This window comes from Cohnella silvisoli (assembly GCF_021190915.1).
In the GTDB taxonomy this organism is placed as follows: domain Bacteria; phylum Bacillota; class Bacilli; order Paenibacillales; family Paenibacillaceae; genus Cohnella; species Cohnella silvisoli.
Genome location: NZ_JAIOAP010000005.1, coordinates 373930 through 394577, shown reverse-complemented (window position 1 = coordinate 394577; position 20648 = coordinate 373930). Strand labels below are relative to the sequence as shown.

The window sequence follows — 20648 nt, the reverse complement described above, 5'->3', positions numbered from 1 at the left end:
GTAGCCAAGTGCGGAAGGGATAAGCGCTGAAAGCATCTAAGCGCGAAGCCTGCCTCAAGATGAGATTTCCCAATTCGTAAGACCCCTGGAAGAACACCAGGTTGATAGGCTCGGGGTGGAAGCGCGGCAACGTGTGCAGCTGACGAGTACTAATCGGTCGAGGGCTTATCCTAACGAATAGACACGTAAGACAATGGATACTCACCTTCTTCCGAAGCTGACCCGCACGTAAGTGTGGTGTCGACCACCGCTTTGTTTCGCATCCAGTTTTCAAGGCGCAAGCCCTTTTGCGCGTCTAAACGAAGTATTCTCTAACGAGAGTAGCTTCGTTTTTTTGCGTTCTCGTCCATATTGAGCGCTTTCTGCGAGTTAGCCCCACAAGATGCAGTAACCCCCTTTTATCCCATAAACTCTAACGCTGCACAATCACACCCGATGCAAACACTACCTCTACTCTGTATGCGAGAGGTGTCCTTTTATGGATGACGATCACAAATTAAACAGGTCCGCCGCCTTGTTGATCCTATTCCTTATTCTGGGGTGCGCGATGACGGGATGCGGGTCAGCTGGGTTCAAGGCATTGGAGCAAAAGGTGAACGAAGGATCTCAAGATAATGCTAAGTCGCACAGCAAAGCGCAATTCAAATTAAACGCTTCAAAGTCCAGCGTTATTCTAGACGATAATCGGCCAGTCTCGATAATGAAAACAACTTCGCCTATACGCGCCATTTATGTATCATCTCATGTGGCCAACAGCAGAAGAATGAAAGAACTAATCGGTCTTGTGGATCAAACGGAACTAAACGCAATGGTGTTGGATGTTAATAGCGGTATTTCATTGTCGTCGGCCGTTCAATCAGAAGGCAAGAGCGGTCAGGTTCACTTCGTTCCTTCGAACAAACGATCCGCGCAGCATTATCGTCAAGTGATCAAGCAGCTTAAAAACCACCATATTTATTTAATTGCCCGTATTGTCACATTTAAGAATCCTTCTCTTGCGGAAGTAAATCCGGCTTGGGCTCTCAAACGGAAAGACGGTAAGTTATGGAGGGATAGAAACGGAACCCCTTGGATAGATCCTTTTCGTCAGGAAGCGTGGGAGTATCCAATCGCTCTGGCTGAGCATGCGGCTAAAATCGGTTTCGACGAAATCCAATACGACTACGTACGCTTTCCTGAAAACGGTTCGAAGGTAGATCGAGAAGTCGCATATGCCAATAAGCAAGGTTGGACCAAGAGCGAAGCCGTTCGCCGTTTTCTTCATCGGGCCACTATACGGGCGCACAAATATGGGGCAAGGGTTTCCGCGGATGTTTTCGGAATGGTTGGCTCCTCGAATGATGATATGGGGATCGGACAAAAATGGGATGCAATCGCCAAAGAAGTGGATGTTATCTCGCCTATGATTTATCCGTCTCACTACTCCAAAGGGATGTGGGGTATCGACAATCCGGATCTTAGCCCAAGCCCAATCATAACTCGGGCCTTAATGGATACGGCAAAGCATAACCGGAAGCTGAATCAACAAGGATTTGTAACGGCCAGAGTGCGCCCGTGGCTGCAAGGCTTCACTGCGGGATGGGTTCATCCCCATCAGAAATACGGAGCCGCGCAAATTCGCGAGCAAATTCAAGCCGCGCGCAAAGCGGGTTTTAATTCCTACATGATCTGGAATTCGGCCAATAAATATTCTAAGTTCAATGCTTAAGAATGCTCCAATTGGATGAAAAAACGCTTACATGGTGCGGGTTTCCGCGCTTTCGAATGTGCTTGACAGCCTATGATGCCTCTGCTAAGATTGACGATAATCAATCGGAGACATTAGCCGGATAAGCAACCGGTAAAGGGGGTAGTTAACTGTGTGGCAAACAAAATTCGCCAAAGAAGGACTTACATTTGATGACGTACTGCTCGTTCCTCGTAAATCTTCCATTCTTCCTCGGGACGTAGATGTCTCAACAGTGCTTAGTCCTTCAGTAAAGCTCAACATACCGTTGATCAGTGCGGGGATGGATACGGTCACGGAAGCGGCTTTGGCGATTGCGATTGCGCGTGAAGGCGGAATCGGTATCATTCATAAGAACATGTCGATAGCGCAGCAGGCTGAAGAGGTGGACCGCGTTAAACGCTCCGAGAGCGGGGTTATTACGAATCCTTTCTCTCTGACGCCTGACCATCATGTATACGATGCAGAAGAGCTAATGGGCAAATACCGTATTTCGGGCGTGCCTATCGTTAACGAAGAGGGCAAATTGGTCGGTATTCTCACCAATCGCGATTTGCGGTTCGTACATGATTTTTCCATTAAGATTAGCGACGTCATGACACACGAGAACTTGGTAACGGCTCCCGTCGGAACGACGTTGCAGCAGGCGGAAGGCATTTTGCAGCGTCATAAGATCGAGAAGTTGCCGCTTGTAGATGAGACGAATACCCTTAAGGGCCTAATCACAATCAAGGATATCGAAAAAGCCATACAGTTCCCTAACGCAGCTAAAGACAGCCACGGACGTTTGCTAGTCGGAGCGGCGGTCGGCGTTTCTAAAGATACATTCGAACGAGCCGAAGCCTTGGTTCAAGCAAGTATTGACGTTCTTGTCGTAGACTCCGCACACGGTCATCACATTGACATCGTTACGATGGTTCGTAAATTGCGGGAGAAGTATCCGGAGCTCACGATCGTCGCGGGCAACGTTGCAACGGGCGAAGCGACGCGCGATTTGATCGAAGCAGGGGCGTCCGTGGTGAAAGTCGGCATCGGGCCGGGATCGATTTGTACGACGCGGATCATTGCCGGTATCGGGGTGCCGCAGATTACAGCTATATATGACTGCGCAACAGTAGCCCGTGAGTACAACATTCCAATCATTGCGGACGGCGGAATCAAGTACTCCGGTGAAGTCACCAAAGCGATCGCGGCTGGTGCTAGCGTCGTTATGCTTGGCAGTTTGTTTGCCGGTACGGAAGAAAGCCCGGGCGAATCCGAGATTTACCAAGGCCGTCGTTACAAGTCCTATCGTGGAATGGGTTCCATTGGAGCAATGAAAGAAGGCAGCAAGGACCGGTACTTCCAAGAGAACGAAAGCAAGCTGGTGCCGGAAGGAATCGAAGGCAGGGTCGCTTACAAAGGGCCGCTTAAAGATACGATCCACCAATTAATGGGCGGCTTGCGTTCCGGTATGGGGTATTGCGGTACGTCTTCCATCGAGGAATTGAAGAACGATACCCAATTCGTTCGGATTACGGGAGCTGGATTGCGCGAGAGCCATCCGCATGACGTACAAATTACGAAGGAAGCGCCAAACTACTCGATGTAGGATCCTGATTAGGTATTAGGTTTGAGCCTATAGAGGAGCCGAGGGACAGGAACGATTCTGACCTTCGGCTTTTTCCTTTCCAGAGTCGTATGTTACAATGGAGCGAAGGAATTTTATCGAAAAAGGAGAGAATGCGTTGAATCGCCATCATCTATTGTTGTTACCTAAATCATTCTTTACGAAGCGGTTCGTCGCCGTTGTCGTTCTCATTAATCTTTTGTTTATGTTTGTTTTATCCTCGCTAGCTTCGGCTGCTGATTCTCAAACGCCCGGAGCACCGCAACTGGATGCCAAATCGGCTATCTTAATGGATGCGGAAAGCGGGCAAATACTCTATCAATTTAAAGCGGATGTTGCCGCCCCACCCGCCAGCATGTCGAAGATGATGACGGAATACTTAGTTTCCAGAGCGGTTAAACAAGGCAAGCTCTCCTGGGATGAGAAAGTAAAGGTTACCGAGAACGCTGCCAAACAAAAGGGCAGCCGAATTTTCCTTGCCGAGGGAGACCAACATACGATCAAAGAATTGTACGTTGCGATGGCAGTAGGTTCAGCTAATGATGCCACGGCACAGCTGGCGGAATCGGTTGCCGGGTCTGAGGAAGCATTCGCTAAGCAAATGAACGAAACCGCGGCGGAGCTTGGGATGACTACCGCTCATTTTATTAACTCGACCGGTCTTGACCGCGCGGATATGCCCGAGAAATTCCGGCCTTCTTCCATTGAAGGCGAAACGGTTATGTCAGCTCGGGATTCGGCTATTCTGGCTTACCATATCCTCAAGGAAGAGCCGGAGTTTCTGGAGACGGCCAAAATTCAGAAGTACAAGTTCCGCGAGCGCGATAAGAAAGCCATCGATAACTGGAACTGGATGCTTGGCAGCAATAAAGATAATCCTAACTTGCGTAAGTTCGCTTACGAAGGCGTAGACGGTTTGAAAACCGGACATACGAGCAAGGCAGGCAACTGCTTTACAGGCACTGCACTGCGTAACGGAACTAGGCTTATCGCTGTTGTAATGGGAGTGCCCGGAGGTACGAATGATGGCAAGCGGTTCTTGGAAACCGCCAAGCTGTTCGATTACGGTTTTAACAATTTCGAGAAAAAGACGATTATCCAAGCTAAGGCGACCGTACCTGAATACGAGACGTTGAAAGTCAAAAAAGGCGTATCGACGAAATTGCCGGTCGTAACGGCAACGGATATCACGGTACTGATTCCGAAAGGACAACCGGTCGTGCCGGTCGTTCAAGAAGTGAAAAGTACGCCTGATCCGCTCGTTGCGCCGATTAAGCTTGGCGATAAGGTGGGAACAGTCACTTATAAGTATAAGGATCCATCTACCCAAGAAGACAAAACGATTTCCGTGGATTTGATTGCGGCGGAAGACGTCGATAAAGCAAGCTGGTGGCGGCTGCTGTTCCGCGCGATCGGCAACTTCTTCTCAGGCCTGTTTAAGGGAATCGTCAATCTTTTCTAAATTCCGACTTAAACCGTTGCCTATTCAACATTCTTCATGTAAAATTTATGGTTAGAATCTTCGGGAGGCATAAAAATAATGGAAACAGGAACTTCGAGAGTTAAACGCGGCATGGCCGAAATGCAAAAAGGCGGCGTCATCATGGATGTCATGAGCGTCGAGCAAGCAATAATAGCCGAAGCAGCTGGTGCAACGGCGATAATGGCTTTGGAAAGAGTGCCATCGGACATTCGTGCAGCCGGCGGCGTAGCTCGCATGGCAAATCCGGAATTGGTTGAGCAAGTCATCAAAGCCGTAAGCGTGCCTGTAATGGCGAAAGCGCGTATCGGGCATTTCGTTGAAGCAAAAGTGTTGGAATCCCTAGGCGTCGATTATATCGATGAGAGCGAAGTGCTTACTCCGGCGGATGAAGTATACCATATCGACAAGTCCTTGTTTACGATACCGTTCGTATGCGGCGCTAAGGATCTAGGCGAAGCGTTGCGCCGGATTCAAGAAGGGGCATCCATGCTTCGTACGAAGGGCGAGCCGGGAACGGGAAACATCGTTGAAGCGGTCCGTCATATGCGGATTATAACCGGTCAAGTTCGCAGAATTCAGAACTTGTCTAAGGACGAGTTATTCCACGAAGCCAAGATACTGGGAGTCGCTTATGATTTGTTGTTAGACGTTCACAACACCGGCCGTCTTCCGGTCGTTAACTTCGCTGCCGGAGGAGTAGCGACTCCGTCCGATGCAGCGCTTATGATGCATTTGGGCGCTGACGGCGTATTCGTAGGTTCCGGTATTTTCAAATCCGACAGCCCGGAGAAATTCGCCCGTGCGATTGTCGAAGCGACTACGCATTATGAAGATTACGAATTGATTGCACGAGTATCCAAAGATCTGGGCGCACCGATGAAAGGAATCGAGATTTCCAAGCTCCATTCCAGTGAGCGGATGCAGGATCGCGGACTTTAAGCCATTCGATAAGGGCTCTATAACATGGCTTGTCATGCACGCGGTTAACTATCGAGCGGCTTCCATTCGGCACAATCCTATGCCGAAGGAGGCCGTTCGAGATTTATGATATGTGCGGGGGAAGAAGGAAGAGACATGAGAATCGGAGTACTGGCACTGCAAGGGGCGGTCGCCGAGCATATTCGAAGCATCGAGCTAGCGGGCGGAACAGGGGTTGCGGTCAAGAAAACCGAGCAATTAGCTGAAATTGACGGACTCATTATTCCCGGAGGCGAGAGCACGACGATCGGCAAGCTCATGCGCAAATACGGTTTCGTCGAAGCGATACGCGAATATGCAGGCCAAGGCAAGCCGGTGTTCGGAACATGTGCCGGATTGATCGTATTGGCTGAGCGGCTTGAGGGGGCCGAAGAGCCTCATCTGCGGCTCATGGACATGACGGTAGCGCGCAATGCGTTCGGACGTCAGAGGGAGAGCTTCGAGACGGATCTAGACGTTAAGGGTATCGATACGCCGCTAAGAGCGGTGTTTATTCGTGCGCCGTTAATCAAGCAGGTCAGCGACAAGGTGGATATACTCTCCATGTACAAAGGGGAGATCGTAACCGCCAGACAAGGGAACTTGTTAGCGTCTTCCTACCATCCCGAATTGACCGACGATTATCGATTGCATGAGCTGTTCATTGGCATGGCTCGGGAAGCCAAGAACGTCAAAGCGGAATAAGAAAGGGGATAATCCTTCATGTTGGACGTAAAATTGCTCCGCAATGACTATGATAAAGTCGCCCAAGCGCTCACTAATCGTGGGGCTTCTTTGGATTTGATCTCGGCTTTTCCACAGCTGGACGTCAGCCGCCGGGAGAAGCTTACGGAAAGCGAGCAGCTCAAGAATCGCCGGAATATCGTTTCGCAAGACGTTGCCAAGCTTAAGAAAAGCGGCGAGAATGCGGATGATCTGATTTCCGAAATGCGAAACGTAAACGACCGAATCAAGCTGTTGGACGATGAGGTGCGTGAAATCGAGGCAGAGATGGACACCCTGCTGTTGTCCATTCCGAATGTGCCGCATGAGAGCGTGCCGGTCGGAGCATCAGAAGAGGACAACGTCGTTCTGCGCACCGTAGGACAGCCGCGGCAATTCGAATATGATCCGAAAGCCCATTGGGACCTAGGCACGGAACTTGGGATATTGGATTTCGAAGCGGCAGCGAAGGTTACGGGATCGAGATTCGTGTTCTATAGAGGCCTCGGAGCACGATTGGAACGGGCTTTGATCAATTTCATGATGGATCTTCATGCCGATAAGCATGGCTACGAAGAGATTTTGCCTCCTTATATCGTAAATCGGGACAGCTTGGTGGGTACGGGCCAGCTGCCGAAATTCGCGGAAGATCTGTTCAAGATAGAGGGAACGGATTACTTCCTCATTCCGACCGCCGAAGTACCTGTAACGAATTATCACCGCGAGGAAATATTGGCAACGGATGCGTTGCCTCAAGCATTCGTTGCTTTCAGCGGCTGTTTCCGCTCCGAAGCCGGCGCTTCCGGACGGGATACGCGCGGATTGATTCGTCAGCATCAATTCAATAAAGTCGAGCTGGTTCAGTTGGTTGCTCCCGATAAGTCCTACGAGGTATTGGAACAACTGACAGGGCATGCGGAGCGCGTACTCCAATTGCTTGAATTGCCTTACCGCGTTTTGTTGCTTTGCACGGGAGATATGGGCTTCGCCTCTGCGAAAACCTATGACTTAGAGGTGTGGATTCCAAGCGCCGCGACGTATCGGGAGATTTCTTCGTGCACCAACTTCGAGGATTTCCAAGCTCGCCGCGCGGGCATCCGTTACCGTCCCGAGAATGGTGCGAAGCCGGAATTCGTTCATACGCTCAATGGTTCCGGTCTTGCGCTTGGCCGTACGGTCGCTGCCATTCTGGAAAATTACCAGCAAGCGGACGGAACGATTAAAGTGCCTGAAGTATTGAAGCCTTACATGGGTGGAATTGATTCGATAACATCCAAGAAGTAGGGGTTGAAGTCATCCCACGGCTTGTGATATGATAATTTGGCAGTATCGGTCTGACCTTCACGGGAAAGTCGTCTGCCAGTCGTGGAGAGGTACCGAAGCGGTCATAACGGGGCGGTCTTGAAAACCGTTAGGGTGCAAGCCCACGTGGGTTCGAATCCCACCCTCTCCGCCATTCATCCATCATATGAATCCGATCCTTTAACAGGGGTCGGTTTTTTTAGGTTTAAAATACCGCATAAGAAAGGTTCAATGGGTCAACCTAACGAAGGTGGAGGTGCTCATCATGTCAAGCAATGACGAACTGACGGTTCCGCAGGATGATTTGGCTGCGGCCTGGCAAAGAACGCTGCCTGAGCGATTGCACGGCGGCGATAAAGCCGAAATAATGGCCGATGAGGCTGATCCAAGTACGCTCCGAGTCCATATTAAAACAGCGGGGCATCAGATGTTGGAGTTTGATTTCGCAGTTCAATATGTCGATAGCCGCGAAATCGATATTCAATTGACGGATGTTGAGAAGGATGGACAGACGGTTGATGAACGAACCGATATCATGCAGGATTTGATCGCGGACTATCGCCGTCACCTGCATGAAACCGCTCAAGCGTTGCATCATTATACCCATTCGTAGGAGGAGGCCAACCAGTTGTCCGATTCTAACGGTTTTGTTGACAAAAATTTAAGCAATGTAGCGGAGGATTTGGCTAAAAATCCGGTCAATTCTCACCAGGCTCAACAGTTACAGCAACAAACAAATGATCGCCGCCATCAAGATGCGCTCAATCATGATAAAACGACAGACCTAAAGCATTTCAAATCGTAAGGAGGCTGCCCTCTATGAGTAAGCCGAAGACGCAACCCGTGCCTCAGCCGGCAGATCACAAATCGCGGGATTCGACGGTGGAACATCAGCCGACAGAGCCGCTTGCCGGCTCCAAGTCCGTTAAGAACCAAAACCATACAAGGCATAATAACGCGGAAGGTTAATCCGGTCCCGGCGATCAGCCGGGATCTTTTACATAAAATAGTCAAAAAATTGACTAATTAAGCAGGCAGGACAAGGCTTAATGCGTTTACCCCAAGTATATACATTGGTATAATTAATTAAAATCGAATAAAGGAGGACTTGTTCATGACCGATGTAACAACGCTAGCACCCCCAGGCGCAACTAATCAGATCCGCCATCACAAGCAAACCCCCTTGGAAATCGCCCGTCGCATTATTTTTATTATCGTAGGAGCCGTCCTGGTTGCCGTAGCCTTGGAAATTTTCCTCGTAAATAATTCCATTATTGATGGAGGAGTTACGGGTATCTCCATTATGACCTCTTATTTGTCAGGCTTCCCGATCGGGATCTTCCTATTCATCCTCAACCTCCCCTTTCTTATTCTAGGTTATAAAACAATAGGCAAGACATTCGCCTTATCTACTCTGCTTGGAGTTATCGTATTATCCATCTCCACTACCCTTTTGCACCCCGTAGAACCATTTACCGATGATATTTTTCTAGCGGCTGTATTTGGAGGCATTTTCTTGGGAGCGGGAACGGGTATCGTTATCCGTGCGGGAGGTTCCCTGGACGGTACGGAAATCGTTGCGATTTTGCTTAACCGAAAGACTCCCTTCTCCGTGGGCCAGACAGTTATGTTCATCAACTTCTTCATCCTCGGAAGCGCGGGTTTCGTCTATTCTTGGGATCGCGCGATGTTTTCCTTGATTGCTTATTATATTGCGTTTAAGGTGATCGATCTCACTATCGAAGGTTTCGATGAATCCAAGTCCTGCTGGATCATCAGCGATAACTACAAGGATATCGGGGATGCCATTTTCGCTCGGCTTGGGCGCGGCATTACGCTGCTTCATGGTGAAGGCGGCTATGCGGGCGATCAGAAAAAAGTGATTTTCTGCGTGATTACCCGTTTGGAAGAAGCGAAGTTGAAGTCGATTGTTAACGAATACGATCCGGGAGCTTTCTTGGCCGTTGGTAATATTCATGACGTTAAAGGCGGAAGGTTCAAGAAGAAAGACATTCATTAACAGCAGTTACGGGTTTTTACGGAATTTAACATAATTTTAACAAAGAAAGTCTTTTCGCGGATGCGGAATTGAGATACAATGAACTTTGCTTGATTTTTGTTTATTTGATTATTTGGAAGGGGTTTGTTCATCTTGTTCAAAAGTAAATTAGGTTTCGTGGTCTTATCTATTCTATTGACGGTAGCGATCGTGCTTAGCGGCTGTACTAAAGATAAATCGCCTAAAGAAGCGCTTCAATCATCCATGTCGAAATCCGCGGAGATGAAATCCTACAACTTCAAAGGAAACATGAAGTTCGAGGATATCAACTTCCCTCAAGAAGACATGAGCGCTAATGAAGCGGCAGCCGTAATCAATACGTTGAAAAGCGCGGAGCTGTCGTGGACGGGTGCTTATCGCGCCGATCCATTGCTGATGGAAATTAACCTGCAGCTTGCTCTGAAGGGCGATCTTGCGGTTACTTTCAACGTTCCTATCGTGATGACAGGCGAGAAGGTTTGGGTGAAAATCCCGAACATTCCGATGCTGCCGATCCCAGAAGACGTAGTAGGTAAATTCGTCGAACTCGACTTGAAGAAACTCGCCGAGGAATCCGGTCAAACCTTGCCTAGCATGGACGTAGGCAAATCGCAGAAACTGATTAACGATGTTCTCGCGATCGTGTTTAAGAACGTTGAGGAAAAAGATTACATGACCGAGATTAAAGTAAAAGACGCAGGCTTGCCTGCCGATGTCGATGTGAATCAAGTCGTACAATTCCACATGGACAAATCTCAAATCGAACCGTTCGTCAATACGGTTATCGACAAGATCGCTCCGGAAATCATCGATCTTCTTTCCAAGAATGAAGATTACCGCAATCTGTTGCAATTGAAACAGCAGGACCTTGATGACGCCAAGAAAGCGCTCAGCGATGTGAAAAGCGGAGAAGTTGCAGATGGCTTAGCAGAAATGAAAAAAGAGCTTAAATCGCTTGAAATCAAATCGAATATCGGTTTCGACAAGAAAGAGTATCCGGTTTATACGGACGCGACAATTAAAGCGGCGATTGAATCTGCTGATTTGACCGGAAGCATGGGGATTAAAGTTGTTTCCCAGATTACCGGTATCAATAGCGAAGTGAAGTTTGAAATCGGCGAGCCGAAGGGCGCGGACGTGATTCCAATGGATCAGCTGGAAGAGAAATTGGGCGGCATGTTCGGCCGAAGCATGGATGGTTTGGATGGCACGGATGGATCGACCAGTACGGATGGTACGGACAGCACGGAAAGCAATTGATCAGGGCTTAATAGCTAAGTAAATGAAACCCTCGCCGATGGCGGGGGTTTTTTCACGTTGTATATTGAAGTTCCTTTCGAGTATAATAAGAACAAATGTTCCTATTAAGGAGGGGTTTCGTGTGACCATTGAAAGTTGTATCGGCCGTTTAGTCGAGATTGTTTATGTGGATACTAGCGGCAAATTCTCGCAGCGCCGCGTTAATTTATTCGCAATTCGTAATGGAAAGGCACGAGTGTTCGACTTAAATAAACGAGGGTTCCGAACGTTAAGCGTAGACCGTATATTGGCGGTACTTCCACTATCATCTTCAAGTATTAAACCCGTCGTTACTGCTCGCCAACCAACATAAATTTCCCTTTATCAGTTTTAATGATGGATCCTATAAGATCATTCTAATTGACCCGTTCCGCCTGCAGTGATAGGTTTAAGTGAGAATAGAATTAATGCGACATGAATACTAGGAATTTTGCTCAATATAGACTACGCGGGGTGGATATTGTTGGAACTTCAAGTTACAAACAGTCCTTTTAATCAGGAGCAGGTAGAACTGCTTAATCGCCTTCTGCCTAATCTAACGGATGCACAACGGATCTGGCTGAGCGGGTATCTTACAGCTCTTCAAGGAGCAACAGGTGCAGTGACGTCCGGTGTTACGCCGCAAGCGACCTTGTTGGCAACGAATGTAACGGCTCCCTCCAAAGAAGTAACCATTCTCTTCGGATCGCAGACCGGCAACAGCCATGGGTTGGCCAAGAAGATGTCCAAGAAGCTGGAGGAGCAAGGTTTTCATGTAACGCTCTCCTCGATGGGCGACTTCAAACCGAATGGCTTAAAGAATGTCCAAAACCTGCTTATCGTGGTAAGCACTCATGGGGAAGGAGAGCCGCCGGATAACGCCATTCCTTTCTATGAGTTCCTTCACAGCAAGAGAGCCCCTCAACTGGAGAGCCTGCGATTTTCCGTGCTCGCACTGGGAGATACATCTTATGAGTTTTACTGCCAAACAGGCAAAGATTTCGATAAGCGATTGGAAGAACTGGGCGGTAAGCGGCTTACCCCGCGTATTGACTGCGACGTGGATTATGACGAGCCTGCTGCGGAGTGGATGAACCAAGTCCTAGGCTCACTTAGCGAGATGTCGACAGCCTCCACAATTGCGAGTGGAGCCAGCGCGGATGCCCGGAGTGAGAAGGAGTCGGAATACTCCAGGACGAATCCGTTTCAAGCCGAAGTTCTTGAGAATTTGAATTTGAACGGCCGTGGATCGGATCGGGAAACTCGCCATATCGAGCTATCTCTTGAGGGATCGAACCTTCAGTATGAACCTGGTGACAGCGTAGGCATTTATCCCGAGAACAATCCTCGTCTCGTGGATGAGTTAATCGAAGCGATGGGCTGGAGAGCGGATGAGCTCGTCCCCATTAATAAGAATGGCGATAAGCTGCCATTGAGAGAGGCGTTGCTACGCCATTATGAGATTACCGTGCTGACGAAACCGTTGCTGACGCAAGCGGCGAATTTTGCTTCAGGTAATGGGCTGAAAGAGCTTCTTGAATCGGGACGCGAACAAGAGCTTAGGACGTATATGGACGAGCGAGATTTATTGGATTTGGTGCAAGATTACTCCCTTAAGGGCGTGTCCGCTGGCGATTTCGTAACGATCCTTCGGAAAATACCTGCTCGCTTGTATTCGATCGCAAGCAGCTCGAAAGCATTTCCGGATGAGGTGCACGTCACGGTCCGCACGGTACGATACGAAGCCCATGGAAGAGACCGCTACGGCGTTTGTTCCGTTCAGCTCGCAGAGCGTGTGCAGTTGGGTGAAAAGTTACCGGTTTACATCCAACAGAACTCGAACTTCAAGCTTCCGGAGAATCAGGACACGCCTATCATAATGATTGGACCGGGTACGGGCGTCGCTCCGTTCAGGGCCTTCTTAGGAGAAAGAGAAGAGATCGGAGCGAAAGGGAAAACGTGGTTATTTTATGGCGATCAGCACTTCTCCACAGACTTCCTTTATCAGATTGAATGGCAGCATTGGCTTAAGGATGGCGTGCTTACACGTATGGATGTCGCGTTCTCCCGCGATACCGATAAGAAGGTATACGTACAGCATCGGATGCTTGAGAAGAGCGGGGAGTTCTACAAATGGCTGCAAGAGGGGGCCGTTGTATATGTCTGCGGCGACGAGAAAAAGATGGCACATGACGTCCACGCAGCCCTGTTAACGATCCTTCAACAAGAAGGCTCTTTGAGCCCGGAGGAAGCTGCGGAATACTTGACCCGTATGCAACAGCACAAACGTTATCAGCGGGACGTTTACTAGATCCGGATCCCAATGGTTGCGAGAGGAGAAAAGCCAAATGTCAGAAAATCATTTACTGTCGTCGAATAGTGCGCCGCACAGCGATGTAGAGCAAATCAAGAAACGAACCAATTACCTGCGGGGGAGCCTTGCAGAAACGCTTAAAGACGTAATCACGGGTTCCATACCCGAAGATGATAATCGACTGATGAAATTCCATGGCAGTTACATGCAGGATGATCGGGACTTGCGTAATGAACGGAAAAAGCAGAAGCTGGAGCCGGCTTATCAGTTCATGCTGCGTGTACGTGCGGCTGGCGGGGTTGTTACACCGGAGCAATGGCTGATGATGGACCGCGTCGCACAGAAATACGGAAGCGGAACGATTCGTCTGACAACCCGTCAGTCCTTCCAGCTGCATGGCGTAATCAAGTGGAACTTGAAGCAGACGATTCGAGAAGTGAACGATTCATTGCTAAGCACCCTTGCCGCTTGCGGCGACGTGAATCGCAACGTCATGTGTAACCCGAATCCGTATCAATCGGAAGTTCATTCCGAAGTGTACGAGTGGGCCAGCCGCGTCAGTCAACACCTTGATCCCCATACCAAAGCCTATCACGAGATCTGGCTTGATGGCGAGAAAGTGGTGGACAGCCTGGATAGCGGGGTAGAACAAGAGCCGATTTATGGGCCGGTCTATTTACCGCGTAAGTTCAAGATTGGAATGGCCATCCCCCCTTCTAACGATGTTGATGTATTTTCCCAGGATCTTGGGTTCATTGCCATTATCGAAGAAGGACGCTTAAAGGGCTTTAATGTCTCGGTAGGCGGCGGGATGGGAATGACGCATGGCGATACGAAAACATATCCCCAGGTGGGTCAAGTGATCGGGTTCTGTTCCCTCGAACAGCTTATCGACGTAGCGGAGAAGACGGTCACGATTCAGCGGGATTACGGCGATCGTTCGGTCCGGAAGCATGCGCGTTTCAAGTATACGATCGATGACCGCGGCATTGAATGGTTCATCGATGAGCTAAGCAATCGTCTAGGTTGGAAGCTTGAGGAAGCACGTCCTTACCATTTCGACCATAACGGGGATCGCTATGGCTGGGTGAAGGGGAGCAATGGAAAGTGGCATTACACCCTTTTTATCCAAAACGGCCGAATTAAAGACGAAGACAATTACCCTCTGATGACGGGGCTTCGGGAAATCGCTAAGGTGCATAATGGGGATTTCCGGCTCACGCCGAACCAGAACTTAATCATCGGCAACGTAAGCAGTCAGAAGAAGAAAAAGATTGAGGAATTGGCTGACAAGTATGGGCTCACCGATGGAATCCATCATTCAGCATTGCGGAGAAGCTCCATGGCCTGCGTAGCTTTCCCAACTTGTGGGCTTGCGATGGCCGAATCGGAACGTTATCTTCCTACGCTGCTTGATAAGATCGAGCCGATGCTTACGGAAGCCGGCTTGCGCGACGAGGAGATTGTCATTCGCATGACCGGCTGTCCGAATGGATGCGCACGTCCAGCGTTGGCGGAAATTGCGTTCATTGGCAAGGCGCCCGGCAAATACAACATGTATTTGGGAGGCGGTTTTGCCGGAAATCGACTCAACAAGCTGTATAAGGAAAACATCGGCGAAGCGGAGATTCTGGAGTCGCTGCAGCCCATTGTTACTCAATATTCGAAAGAACGGCAGCAAGGCGAGCACTTCGGCGATTTTGTCATTCGTACTGGCTATGTCAAAGAAGTTCATTCGGGATTGGATTTTCATTCGTAATGCAAAAGTCTTCAAGTTACTTGATTCTTGAGTATCTTGAAGGCTTTTTTGTTGGAGATGGGTACCAAAAAGAACCGCACAATAGCACGGTTCTGTAAACTTGCATGTGGTGGCGGCCCCTAGAGGACTACGGTTTAAGAAACAGTTAGTAACCCAGTATTAGCCAGCATGCCTTACGTTACTTCCGTACATTCAACAGATAAGGTATAAGAAAAAAGTAAAAATTATTTGGCAGCGGCTAAATGGGGGATTACACGTAGCAGAAATAAAACAAGTCAAGACGGACAACAACATAGAATGGGAACTCTCAAAAGAATATGATTATGAAAAAAGTAAATAATTAAAACGAGAACCACGGCCCTATGCTGTGGTTCTCGTTTTAATTATTAATGAGTATTGTTCATGACGGCAACATCGCTTTTTTGCACTATAAGAATGGACGCCAAACCGAGCCTTTTGCCGTTACTGTATTACGAGAATCCCTGCCACTTTCCGGCTGTCATGATATACGGCGAGTGCCATATGATCTTCACGATCGATGAAGGCCAGCGTGAAATATTCCAGAGGCACCGATAGATGCTGAAGGAATTCATGAACGAAGCGGTACGAGTCGTGCGGCGTTTGCGCCTGCAACGAGTGCAAACAAGCGAAAGCCGATCGCGACCTCGACGAGTTCATGGGGACTCCGAAGTAAAGGTTGGTAGAAAGGGTCTGTATTGAAAAAAGCCTGAGACTTACCTCCCCGAGGGACGGCGTAGTCGCAGGCTTTTTTGGTTGTAATTCTTATTGATGTCGAAGAAGGATGTGGTTATGCGCCTTGTCCCATTCCACGTCGAGACCGGCTTGTTCTGCTGCGGCGCGAAGGGAGACGTAATTCTTCTTGTCCTTGCCTTTCGTGATTTGGATAACCTTCGGAAGCGTAATTCCCAGCACCTTCAAAGCGTTGTCGGTCGTGATGAGCGTGGTGCCTTGGATAAGCACAGTATCGACTTTCACCAAAGCTCCGTCCAAGCTGATGCTCAGCTTACCGTTGGCCGGCAATCCGACAGGCAGCTTAGCGAACCGCAGAATTCGAATCTCGTTGTTGAGCAAGTCGGCAACGAGGATTCGGCCGTCGGCCGTTAATGCGACGTCGGTCGGATTATTGAACTGGGCATTCTTCTCGATCCCATTGGCCGATCCGGAATTCTGATTCGCATCTCCGGCTAACGTAGTCACGATCCCGTGGTACAAGTAACGGATGGAATGATTCAGGCTATCGGCGATGACCAATCCGCCTTCATCGGTGGCGACGATTCCCGTTGGATGGTTGAACTGGGCTTTGGCGGCGGCGCCGTCGGCATAGCCCCCTTGAGCATACAGAGGATCCGCATCATATAAGGAGCCAGTGGACGAGGATGCGGCGATGCCGGCAACCGTAGTTACGGTTCCTAGGGTCAAATCAATGTACCTAATGCTTTGGTTACCTGAGTCGCTGACGTATAGGTTGCCCTTGGAATCCAGGGCGAGAGCCGAGGGCTCGTTGAACTTCGCATCCTTAAGAGCGCCGTCTTGGAAGTCTCCAACGACAACGGTGGCGTCTGGAGAGGATTTCGCTTTGCGAGTCGAAGCGGCATTCAATGTGCTTACCGTTCCGTCCTTGGCGATGGCGCGAATGCTGTTATTCAAGGTGTCGGCTACATAAACGGTGCCATCCTTGGCTACCGCTACGTCCGAAGGGGAGTGGAACTTGGCTGCGCGGCCTACTCCATCGTCGTTGCCTTCAACGCCGTTACCGGCAAGAGTCTTAACATTGCCTTGCTTGTCGATGAGGCGAATCGCGTGATTGTCGGTATCGGCAACGTAGATGTTGCCTTGGTCGTCGGCCGCGATGCCGTTCGGATGGTTGAAGAACGACTCGTCGCCTTGGCCGTCGAGCAGACCGCCGACGGGAAGTCCCAAGCGATCCTTGTCTACGTAGACACCGGCGATGTCTTTCGTTACGCCGTTAGCAAGCTGCTTAATCGATTGATTGCCCGAATCCGAAATTAGGATCGTTCCGTCCGGCAAGGCGAGGATACTGCCCGGAGCGCGGAACGAGGAGGTCGCCGCTGCTCCGTTCAAATCATCGAATTGACCGGTTCCCGCAAAGGTGCTAATGCTGCTAAGTGCACGGTATGGGGAAGCTTGCGCGTGCAGGGAGTCCGAAGAAATCCCTGCCGCGTTGGTCGTCGTGCCGCCGATTAGTGCAATGGCTAATGCGGCTATTAATGGTTTTTTGAGATTGGTCATGGGTGGGGAACTCCTCCTCCTAGTCCTGGATCCGGAAATGATCCTCCCGGTCCTCCCGGTACTCCCGATCCTGATCCTGAACCGACGGTAGTCTCGCAAACGGTTTGAGTAATGCCTCCAAGCACCCCTGAATTAAAGGTAACCCGTACGACATCTCCGGGGTTCAAGGTAGTGCCGGGAATCGTAATAATGAGTTTCGGGGAACCCATTAAGGTATCCCAACCAATAGAGCTTGAGCTTAAAGTTATGGAAGTAGGAGCACCCATAGCAGGGGTCACTACGATCGATGATAAGAACTTCGAAAGAGTAGTATTGGATGTTATAGATTCTGCTAGAGGACTAGTGAATGAAATCGTTAATTGATTTTGAGATCCAACTCCTATATTCGAGAGAGAGAATGCATCCTGTGCCACAGGTAAAGTATAGTACGTGAGCACGAAGCCTACGACTTTGCCTGACGCGTCGGTAGCGGCCAGCCCGATATGTTGCTTACCGTTACTAATATCGATGTCTTGTTCGGATGAATAATCGGTTCCGCCGAAGGTTGCCCCTACAGCTGGGGTAGCGATCGAACTGGTGCTTGTTAGGATCTGATACTTCGTCGCTCCGGTTGGAAGGTTAGCGAGACTTACATAGAGCTTGGCCGTATCCGATTGACTTCCGCCTACGGGACCGGAATAATGTTTTGGAAAATACAATGAAACAAGTTCAGACGGCGTCTCGGTAGGAGCGGTATACTCGACGAGCTTGAATCTTACGACATTACCCGAAGCATCGGTAGCAGCCAAAGCGATAAATTGCTTTCCGCCGCTCATGTCGATGTCTACTCCCGCGGAATAATCCGTTCCGCCGAAGCTAGATCCGGCTATGGGCGTGGCGATCGGAGCGACGCTAGCGATGATTTGCCACTTCGTTGCTCCGGTAGGTAACTGCCCCAAAGTCGCGAATTTGGCTTTGCCCGATCCGCTACCTTGTTCGGGTAGGGAGTAATCCGTAGTAGGAGTCAGCGCTCCGGGAGCAACGGCAATGTTATTTCCGCTCACCGTAATATCGACGAATTTGACGACTAAGCCTGTTGAGCTAACGATCTCGTACAATCCGATATGGTCGCCCGCGGATACATTAGCGATATTGTTTCCCGAAACGTAAGCGACGCCGGTATCCCGAGCATCGAATGTTACGTTCGGAGTCGTAAAGGCGGTCGCTTGCTTCACAATGCGCAGACTGTTATTGGTGCCGGCGGCATACGAGATCCGAGTTGCGCCAACGACGGTGCCATTGGCGACGGTAAACCCTGTAATTTCGGTAGCATTAGCCGGGGCCGGCGGCGTAGAATTGTTCGATGTGCTCGTATTTGTTGGTGTTGTCGTTGAAGGTTTATTTAATCCCAAAGCTTCTTTTTCTTTCGCAATTCGAGCTTTCTCGTCTTCCAGCTTCTTCAAGGCATCCGCTAGCTTCTGTTTCGCAGCGGATTCTGCTGTCTTTTTGGCTGCATCCGCTGCCTTTTTCGCGTCTTCCAGCTTTTTCAGCTCGGCATCCTTCGCTTTCTGAAGATCGGGGTCGACCCCCGCCGTTTTGTCAAGTGGCGTGACTTTATTCAGATCGAGAGGCTTCGATGAAGTCTGATTTACTTCCTCAATCGTCTTTTCAATTTTCCCCTTGTCCACTTTGTTCGTATCAACCGCTGTTTTGACGACATTTCCGATCAGGTTGTCCAGGTTCTTGCTGACTTTATCTAGCGTATCTTGATCCGAAGTCGATAAGGAGGAGGTGGCGCCATCGCGGCTAAGAGCGGTATCTGCACCTTTGGCAATCTTGTCCTTCTGGCTAGCGATGAACTCTGCGTTCTCCTGATCGATAGAGGCTTTATCCTTAACAATAGCTTCAATGATTTCGGAAGAGGTTCCGGAGACGAGTGCATTAGGATCAATGATGCTGACTTTAGTCTCAAGATCGCTGACTTGATCCCGAGAATCCAAGGAGAGCTGTTGTGATGGCGCAATAAGAATAGGATTATTCTCGTTACTGTTATTATTACTATTAGGAGTGGCCGACACGATGCCGGCGGCTACGGCAGTATAAGTTTCCCCTGTTTCAGAGTCGACATTGGTCAACACTTTGGTTCCTCGAACGGTTAAATCCGCATTAGCTGTAACGAGCTTGAAGCTATCGTTCTTAGAGAGCTTGTTGACGTTAGACCAGACCGATCCGGCGACGATCTGAAGCTTCGTCAGCTTCCCGTTCCCTTGATTTTTCAGAACGGACAACACAACGGAAGTATCCGAGCCCAGAGAGACGACATCGTGACTGTCGCTTGCCGTCAATTGCGCGAACGACTTTTCGTCGACTTGGACGGAATCGCCTTGACGAAGCTTCATTCCCACGAAGGCGTTCCTTAATAGCGCTCCGCCGGCGGATTTAATATGTACCGTCCCTGCAAGCTCTGTAATTACCAGCTCGCGCGTTGCCGTCTTCCCCGCGGCATAGCCGGTTGAGGACGTGACTAACCCGAGCAGCAGACCTGCTGCTAGAATCATTTGAATCTTGGATCTCATTCCCACGTAAACACTCTCCTTAGGTTGGTGATTCGACAAAATTCTTTCATAATTGATTATATCGGCATAGGAAAAAAGAACCATTAGTCATTTTTGAATAACTGAAAAAAGAACCGCGCAGCTACGCGGGTCTGAAATATTTGAAAAATGGCGGACCCGACCAGAATCGAACGGATATCTACCCTTTAGGAGAGGGTTGCTCTGTTCGTTGAGCTACGGGGCCGCAATAGTGAAGATGATACCGAAAGTTGAATGAGACCTAAAGAGGTGCGTTCGCCCTCTCCAACCCGCAGGGCGGTTCTAGCCCAATCGTTGTTGTCCTGTTGTTGTCCTGTTGTTGTCCTGTTGTTGTCCTGTTGTTGTTCTAATGACAGCCGAAGGACAACCTTACCCACAAGCACCTAATCCCAACAATTCCACAACAAAAAAAGAACCGCACAACAGCACGGTTCTTCGAACTTTTATAAGTGGCGGCCCCGAGAGGACTTGAACCTCCGACCTGCGGTTTAGGAAACCGTCGCTCTATCCGCTGAGCTACGGAGCCACAATGGTTATCATTATAACACAAACCTCTGCCGAGGACATAGTAACACGACAAACTTTATGGGAACATCAAAACAAATTTTCCCGGCA

17 protein-coding genes, 2 tRNA genes and 1 rRNA gene are annotated in these 20648 nt (G+C 49.5%); 16 read left to right on the top strand and 4 right to left on the bottom strand.

Annotation, left to right across the window (positions count from 1 at the left end; genetic code table 11):
- From K7P76_RS12790 to cysI, 16 genes are all read left to right on the top strand, one after another.
- Positions 1-173 (top strand): 23S ribosomal RNA (locus K7P76_RS12790); the annotation flags it as partial.
- Positions 174-478: 305 nt separating this feature from the next.
- Positions 479-1708, top strand: a complete 1230-nt coding sequence (locus tag K7P76_RS12785) for a putative glycoside hydrolase (RefSeq protein ID WP_232185673.1) — start codon at positions 479-481, stop codon at positions 1706-1708.
- Positions 1709-1859: 151 nt separating this feature from the next.
- Entirely contained in the window at positions 1860-3317 is a 1458-nt protein-coding gene (gene guaB, locus K7P76_RS12780; RefSeq protein ID WP_232185672.1) for an IMP dehydrogenase, read from the top strand.
- A gap of 136 nt (positions 3318-3453) precedes the next feature.
- Entirely contained in the window at positions 3454-4797 is a 1344-nt protein-coding gene (locus tag K7P76_RS12775) for a D-alanyl-D-alanine carboxypeptidase family protein (protein ID WP_232185671.1), read from the top strand.
- A 78-nt stretch (positions 4798-4875) separates the two neighbouring features.
- Positions 4876-5757, top strand: coding sequence for a pyridoxal 5'-phosphate synthase lyase subunit PdxS (gene pdxS / locus K7P76_RS12770; protein WP_255678475.1), 882 nt, complete (start codon positions 4876-4878; stop codon positions 5755-5757).
- 135 nt (positions 5758-5892) lie between these two features.
- Positions 5893-6480, top strand: coding sequence for a pyridoxal 5'-phosphate synthase glutaminase subunit PdxT (gene pdxT / locus K7P76_RS12765; protein WP_232185670.1), 588 nt, complete (start codon positions 5893-5895; stop codon positions 6478-6480).
- An 18-nt stretch (positions 6481-6498) separates the two neighbouring features.
- Positions 6499-7782, top strand: coding sequence for a serine--tRNA ligase (serS, locus tag K7P76_RS12760; protein ID WP_232185669.1), 1284 nt, complete (start codon positions 6499-6501; stop codon positions 7780-7782).
- Between the two features lie 83 nt (positions 7783-7865).
- Positions 7866-7954: transfer RNA gene (locus K7P76_RS12755), tRNA-Ser, on the top strand.
- Between the two features lie 111 nt (positions 7955-8065).
- Positions 8066-8413: a hypothetical protein gene (locus K7P76_RS12750; protein WP_232185668.1), complete on the top strand. Its 348-nt coding sequence runs from the start codon at positions 8066-8068 to the stop codon at positions 8411-8413.
- Between the two features lie 15 nt (positions 8414-8428).
- Complete coding sequence (locus K7P76_RS12745; RefSeq protein WP_232185667.1) at positions 8429-8605, top strand: hypothetical protein; 177 nt, start codon at positions 8429-8431, stop codon at positions 8603-8605.
- A 14-nt stretch (positions 8606-8619) separates the two neighbouring features.
- Positions 8620-8769: a small acid-soluble spore protein P gene (locus K7P76_RS12740; RefSeq protein ID WP_232185666.1), complete on the top strand. Its 150-nt coding sequence runs from the start codon at positions 8620-8622 to the stop codon at positions 8767-8769.
- 145 nt (positions 8770-8914) lie between these two features.
- The gene (locus tag K7P76_RS12735; RefSeq protein WP_232185665.1) at positions 8915-9820 is read left to right on the top strand and encodes a YitT family protein; all 906 of its coding nucleotides are present in this window, start codon (positions 8915-8917) and stop codon (positions 9818-9820) included.
- Between the two features lie 132 nt (positions 9821-9952).
- A complete protein-coding gene (locus K7P76_RS12730) occupies positions 9953-11098 on the top strand; it encodes a hypothetical protein (RefSeq protein ID WP_232185664.1) in 1146 nt (381 codons plus the stop codon).
- Positions 11099-11219: 121 nt separating this feature from the next.
- Positions 11220-11450 carry a hypothetical protein gene (locus tag K7P76_RS12725; RefSeq protein ID WP_232185663.1) on the top strand — a complete coding sequence of 77 codons (231 nt, stop codon included), beginning with the start codon at positions 11220-11222 and terminating at the stop codon, positions 11448-11450.
- 150 nt (positions 11451-11600) lie between these two features.
- Positions 11601-13427 carry an assimilatory sulfite reductase (NADPH) flavoprotein subunit gene (locus K7P76_RS12720; RefSeq protein ID WP_232185662.1) on the top strand — a complete coding sequence of 609 codons (1827 nt, stop codon included), beginning with the start codon at positions 11601-11603 and terminating at the stop codon, positions 13425-13427.
- 37 nt (positions 13428-13464) lie between these two features.
- Positions 13465-15189 (top strand): assimilatory sulfite reductase (NADPH) hemoprotein subunit, encoded by a 1725-nt coding sequence (cysI, locus tag K7P76_RS12715; RefSeq protein WP_232185661.1) that lies wholly within the window; start codon positions 13465-13467, stop codon positions 15187-15189.
- 462 nt (positions 15190-15651) lie between these two features.
- Here the strand turns inward: cysI and K7P76_RS12710 are convergent, their stop codons facing one another.
- The 4 genes from K7P76_RS12710 to K7P76_RS12695 form a co-directional block, all read right to left on the bottom strand.
- Entirely contained in the window at positions 15652-15867 is a 216-nt protein-coding gene (locus K7P76_RS12710) for a hypothetical protein (protein WP_232185660.1), read from the bottom strand.
- 105 nt (positions 15868-15972) lie between these two features.
- Positions 15973-17460, bottom strand: coding sequence for an NHL repeat-containing protein (locus K7P76_RS12705; RefSeq protein WP_232185659.1), 1488 nt, complete (start codon positions 17458-17460; stop codon positions 15973-15975).
- Entirely contained in the window at positions 17457-20015 is a 2559-nt protein-coding gene (locus K7P76_RS12700) for a FecR domain-containing protein (RefSeq protein ID WP_232185693.1), read from the bottom strand. The genes K7P76_RS12705 and K7P76_RS12700 overlap by 4 nt, the downstream gene beginning before the upstream one ends.
- A 468-nt stretch (positions 20016-20483) precedes the next feature.
- A tRNA-Arg gene (locus tag K7P76_RS12695) sits at positions 20484-20559 on the bottom strand.
- Positions 20560-20648: the final 89 nt, after the last annotated feature.

What these genes read in the sequence shown, in the direction of transcription:
- pdxT (WP_232185670.1), top strand. Translation starts at nt 5,893, where the DNA reads ATGAGAATCGGAGTACTGGCACTGCAAGGGGCGGTCGCCGAGCATATT.
- K7P76_RS12705 (WP_232185659.1), bottom strand. Translation starts at nt 17,460, where the DNA reads ATGACCAATCTCAAAAAACCATTAATAGCCGCATTAGCCATTGCACTA.
- K7P76_RS12750 (WP_232185668.1), top strand. Translation starts at nt 8,066, where the DNA reads ATGTCAAGCAATGACGAACTGACGGTTCCGCAGGATGATTTGGCTGCG.
- cysI (WP_232185661.1), top strand. Translation starts at nt 13,465, where the DNA reads ATGTCAGAAAATCATTTACTGTCGTCGAATAGTGCGCCGCACAGCGAT.
- K7P76_RS12700 (WP_232185693.1), bottom strand. Translation starts at nt 20,015, where the DNA reads ATGAGATCCAAGATTCAAATGATTCTAGCAGCAGGTCTGCTGCTCGGG.
- pdxS (WP_255678475.1), top strand. Translation starts at nt 4,876, where the DNA reads ATGGAAACAGGAACTTCGAGAGTTAAACGCGGCATGGCCGAAATGCAA.
- K7P76_RS12710 (WP_232185660.1), bottom strand. Translation starts at nt 15,867, where the DNA reads ATGAACTCGTCGAGGTCGCGATCGGCTTTCGCTTGTTTGCACTCGTTG.
- serS (WP_232185669.1), top strand. Translation starts at nt 6,499, where the DNA reads ATGTTGGACGTAAAATTGCTCCGCAATGACTATGATAAAGTCGCCCAA.
- K7P76_RS12785 (WP_232185673.1), top strand. Translation starts at nt 479, where the DNA reads ATGGATGACGATCACAAATTAAACAGGTCCGCCGCCTTGTTGATCCTA.
- K7P76_RS12735 (WP_232185665.1), top strand. Translation starts at nt 8,915, where the DNA reads ATGACCGATGTAACAACGCTAGCACCCCCAGGCGCAACTAATCAGATC.
- K7P76_RS12740 (WP_232185666.1), top strand. Translation starts at nt 8,620, where the DNA reads ATGAGTAAGCCGAAGACGCAACCCGTGCCTCAGCCGGCAGATCACAAA.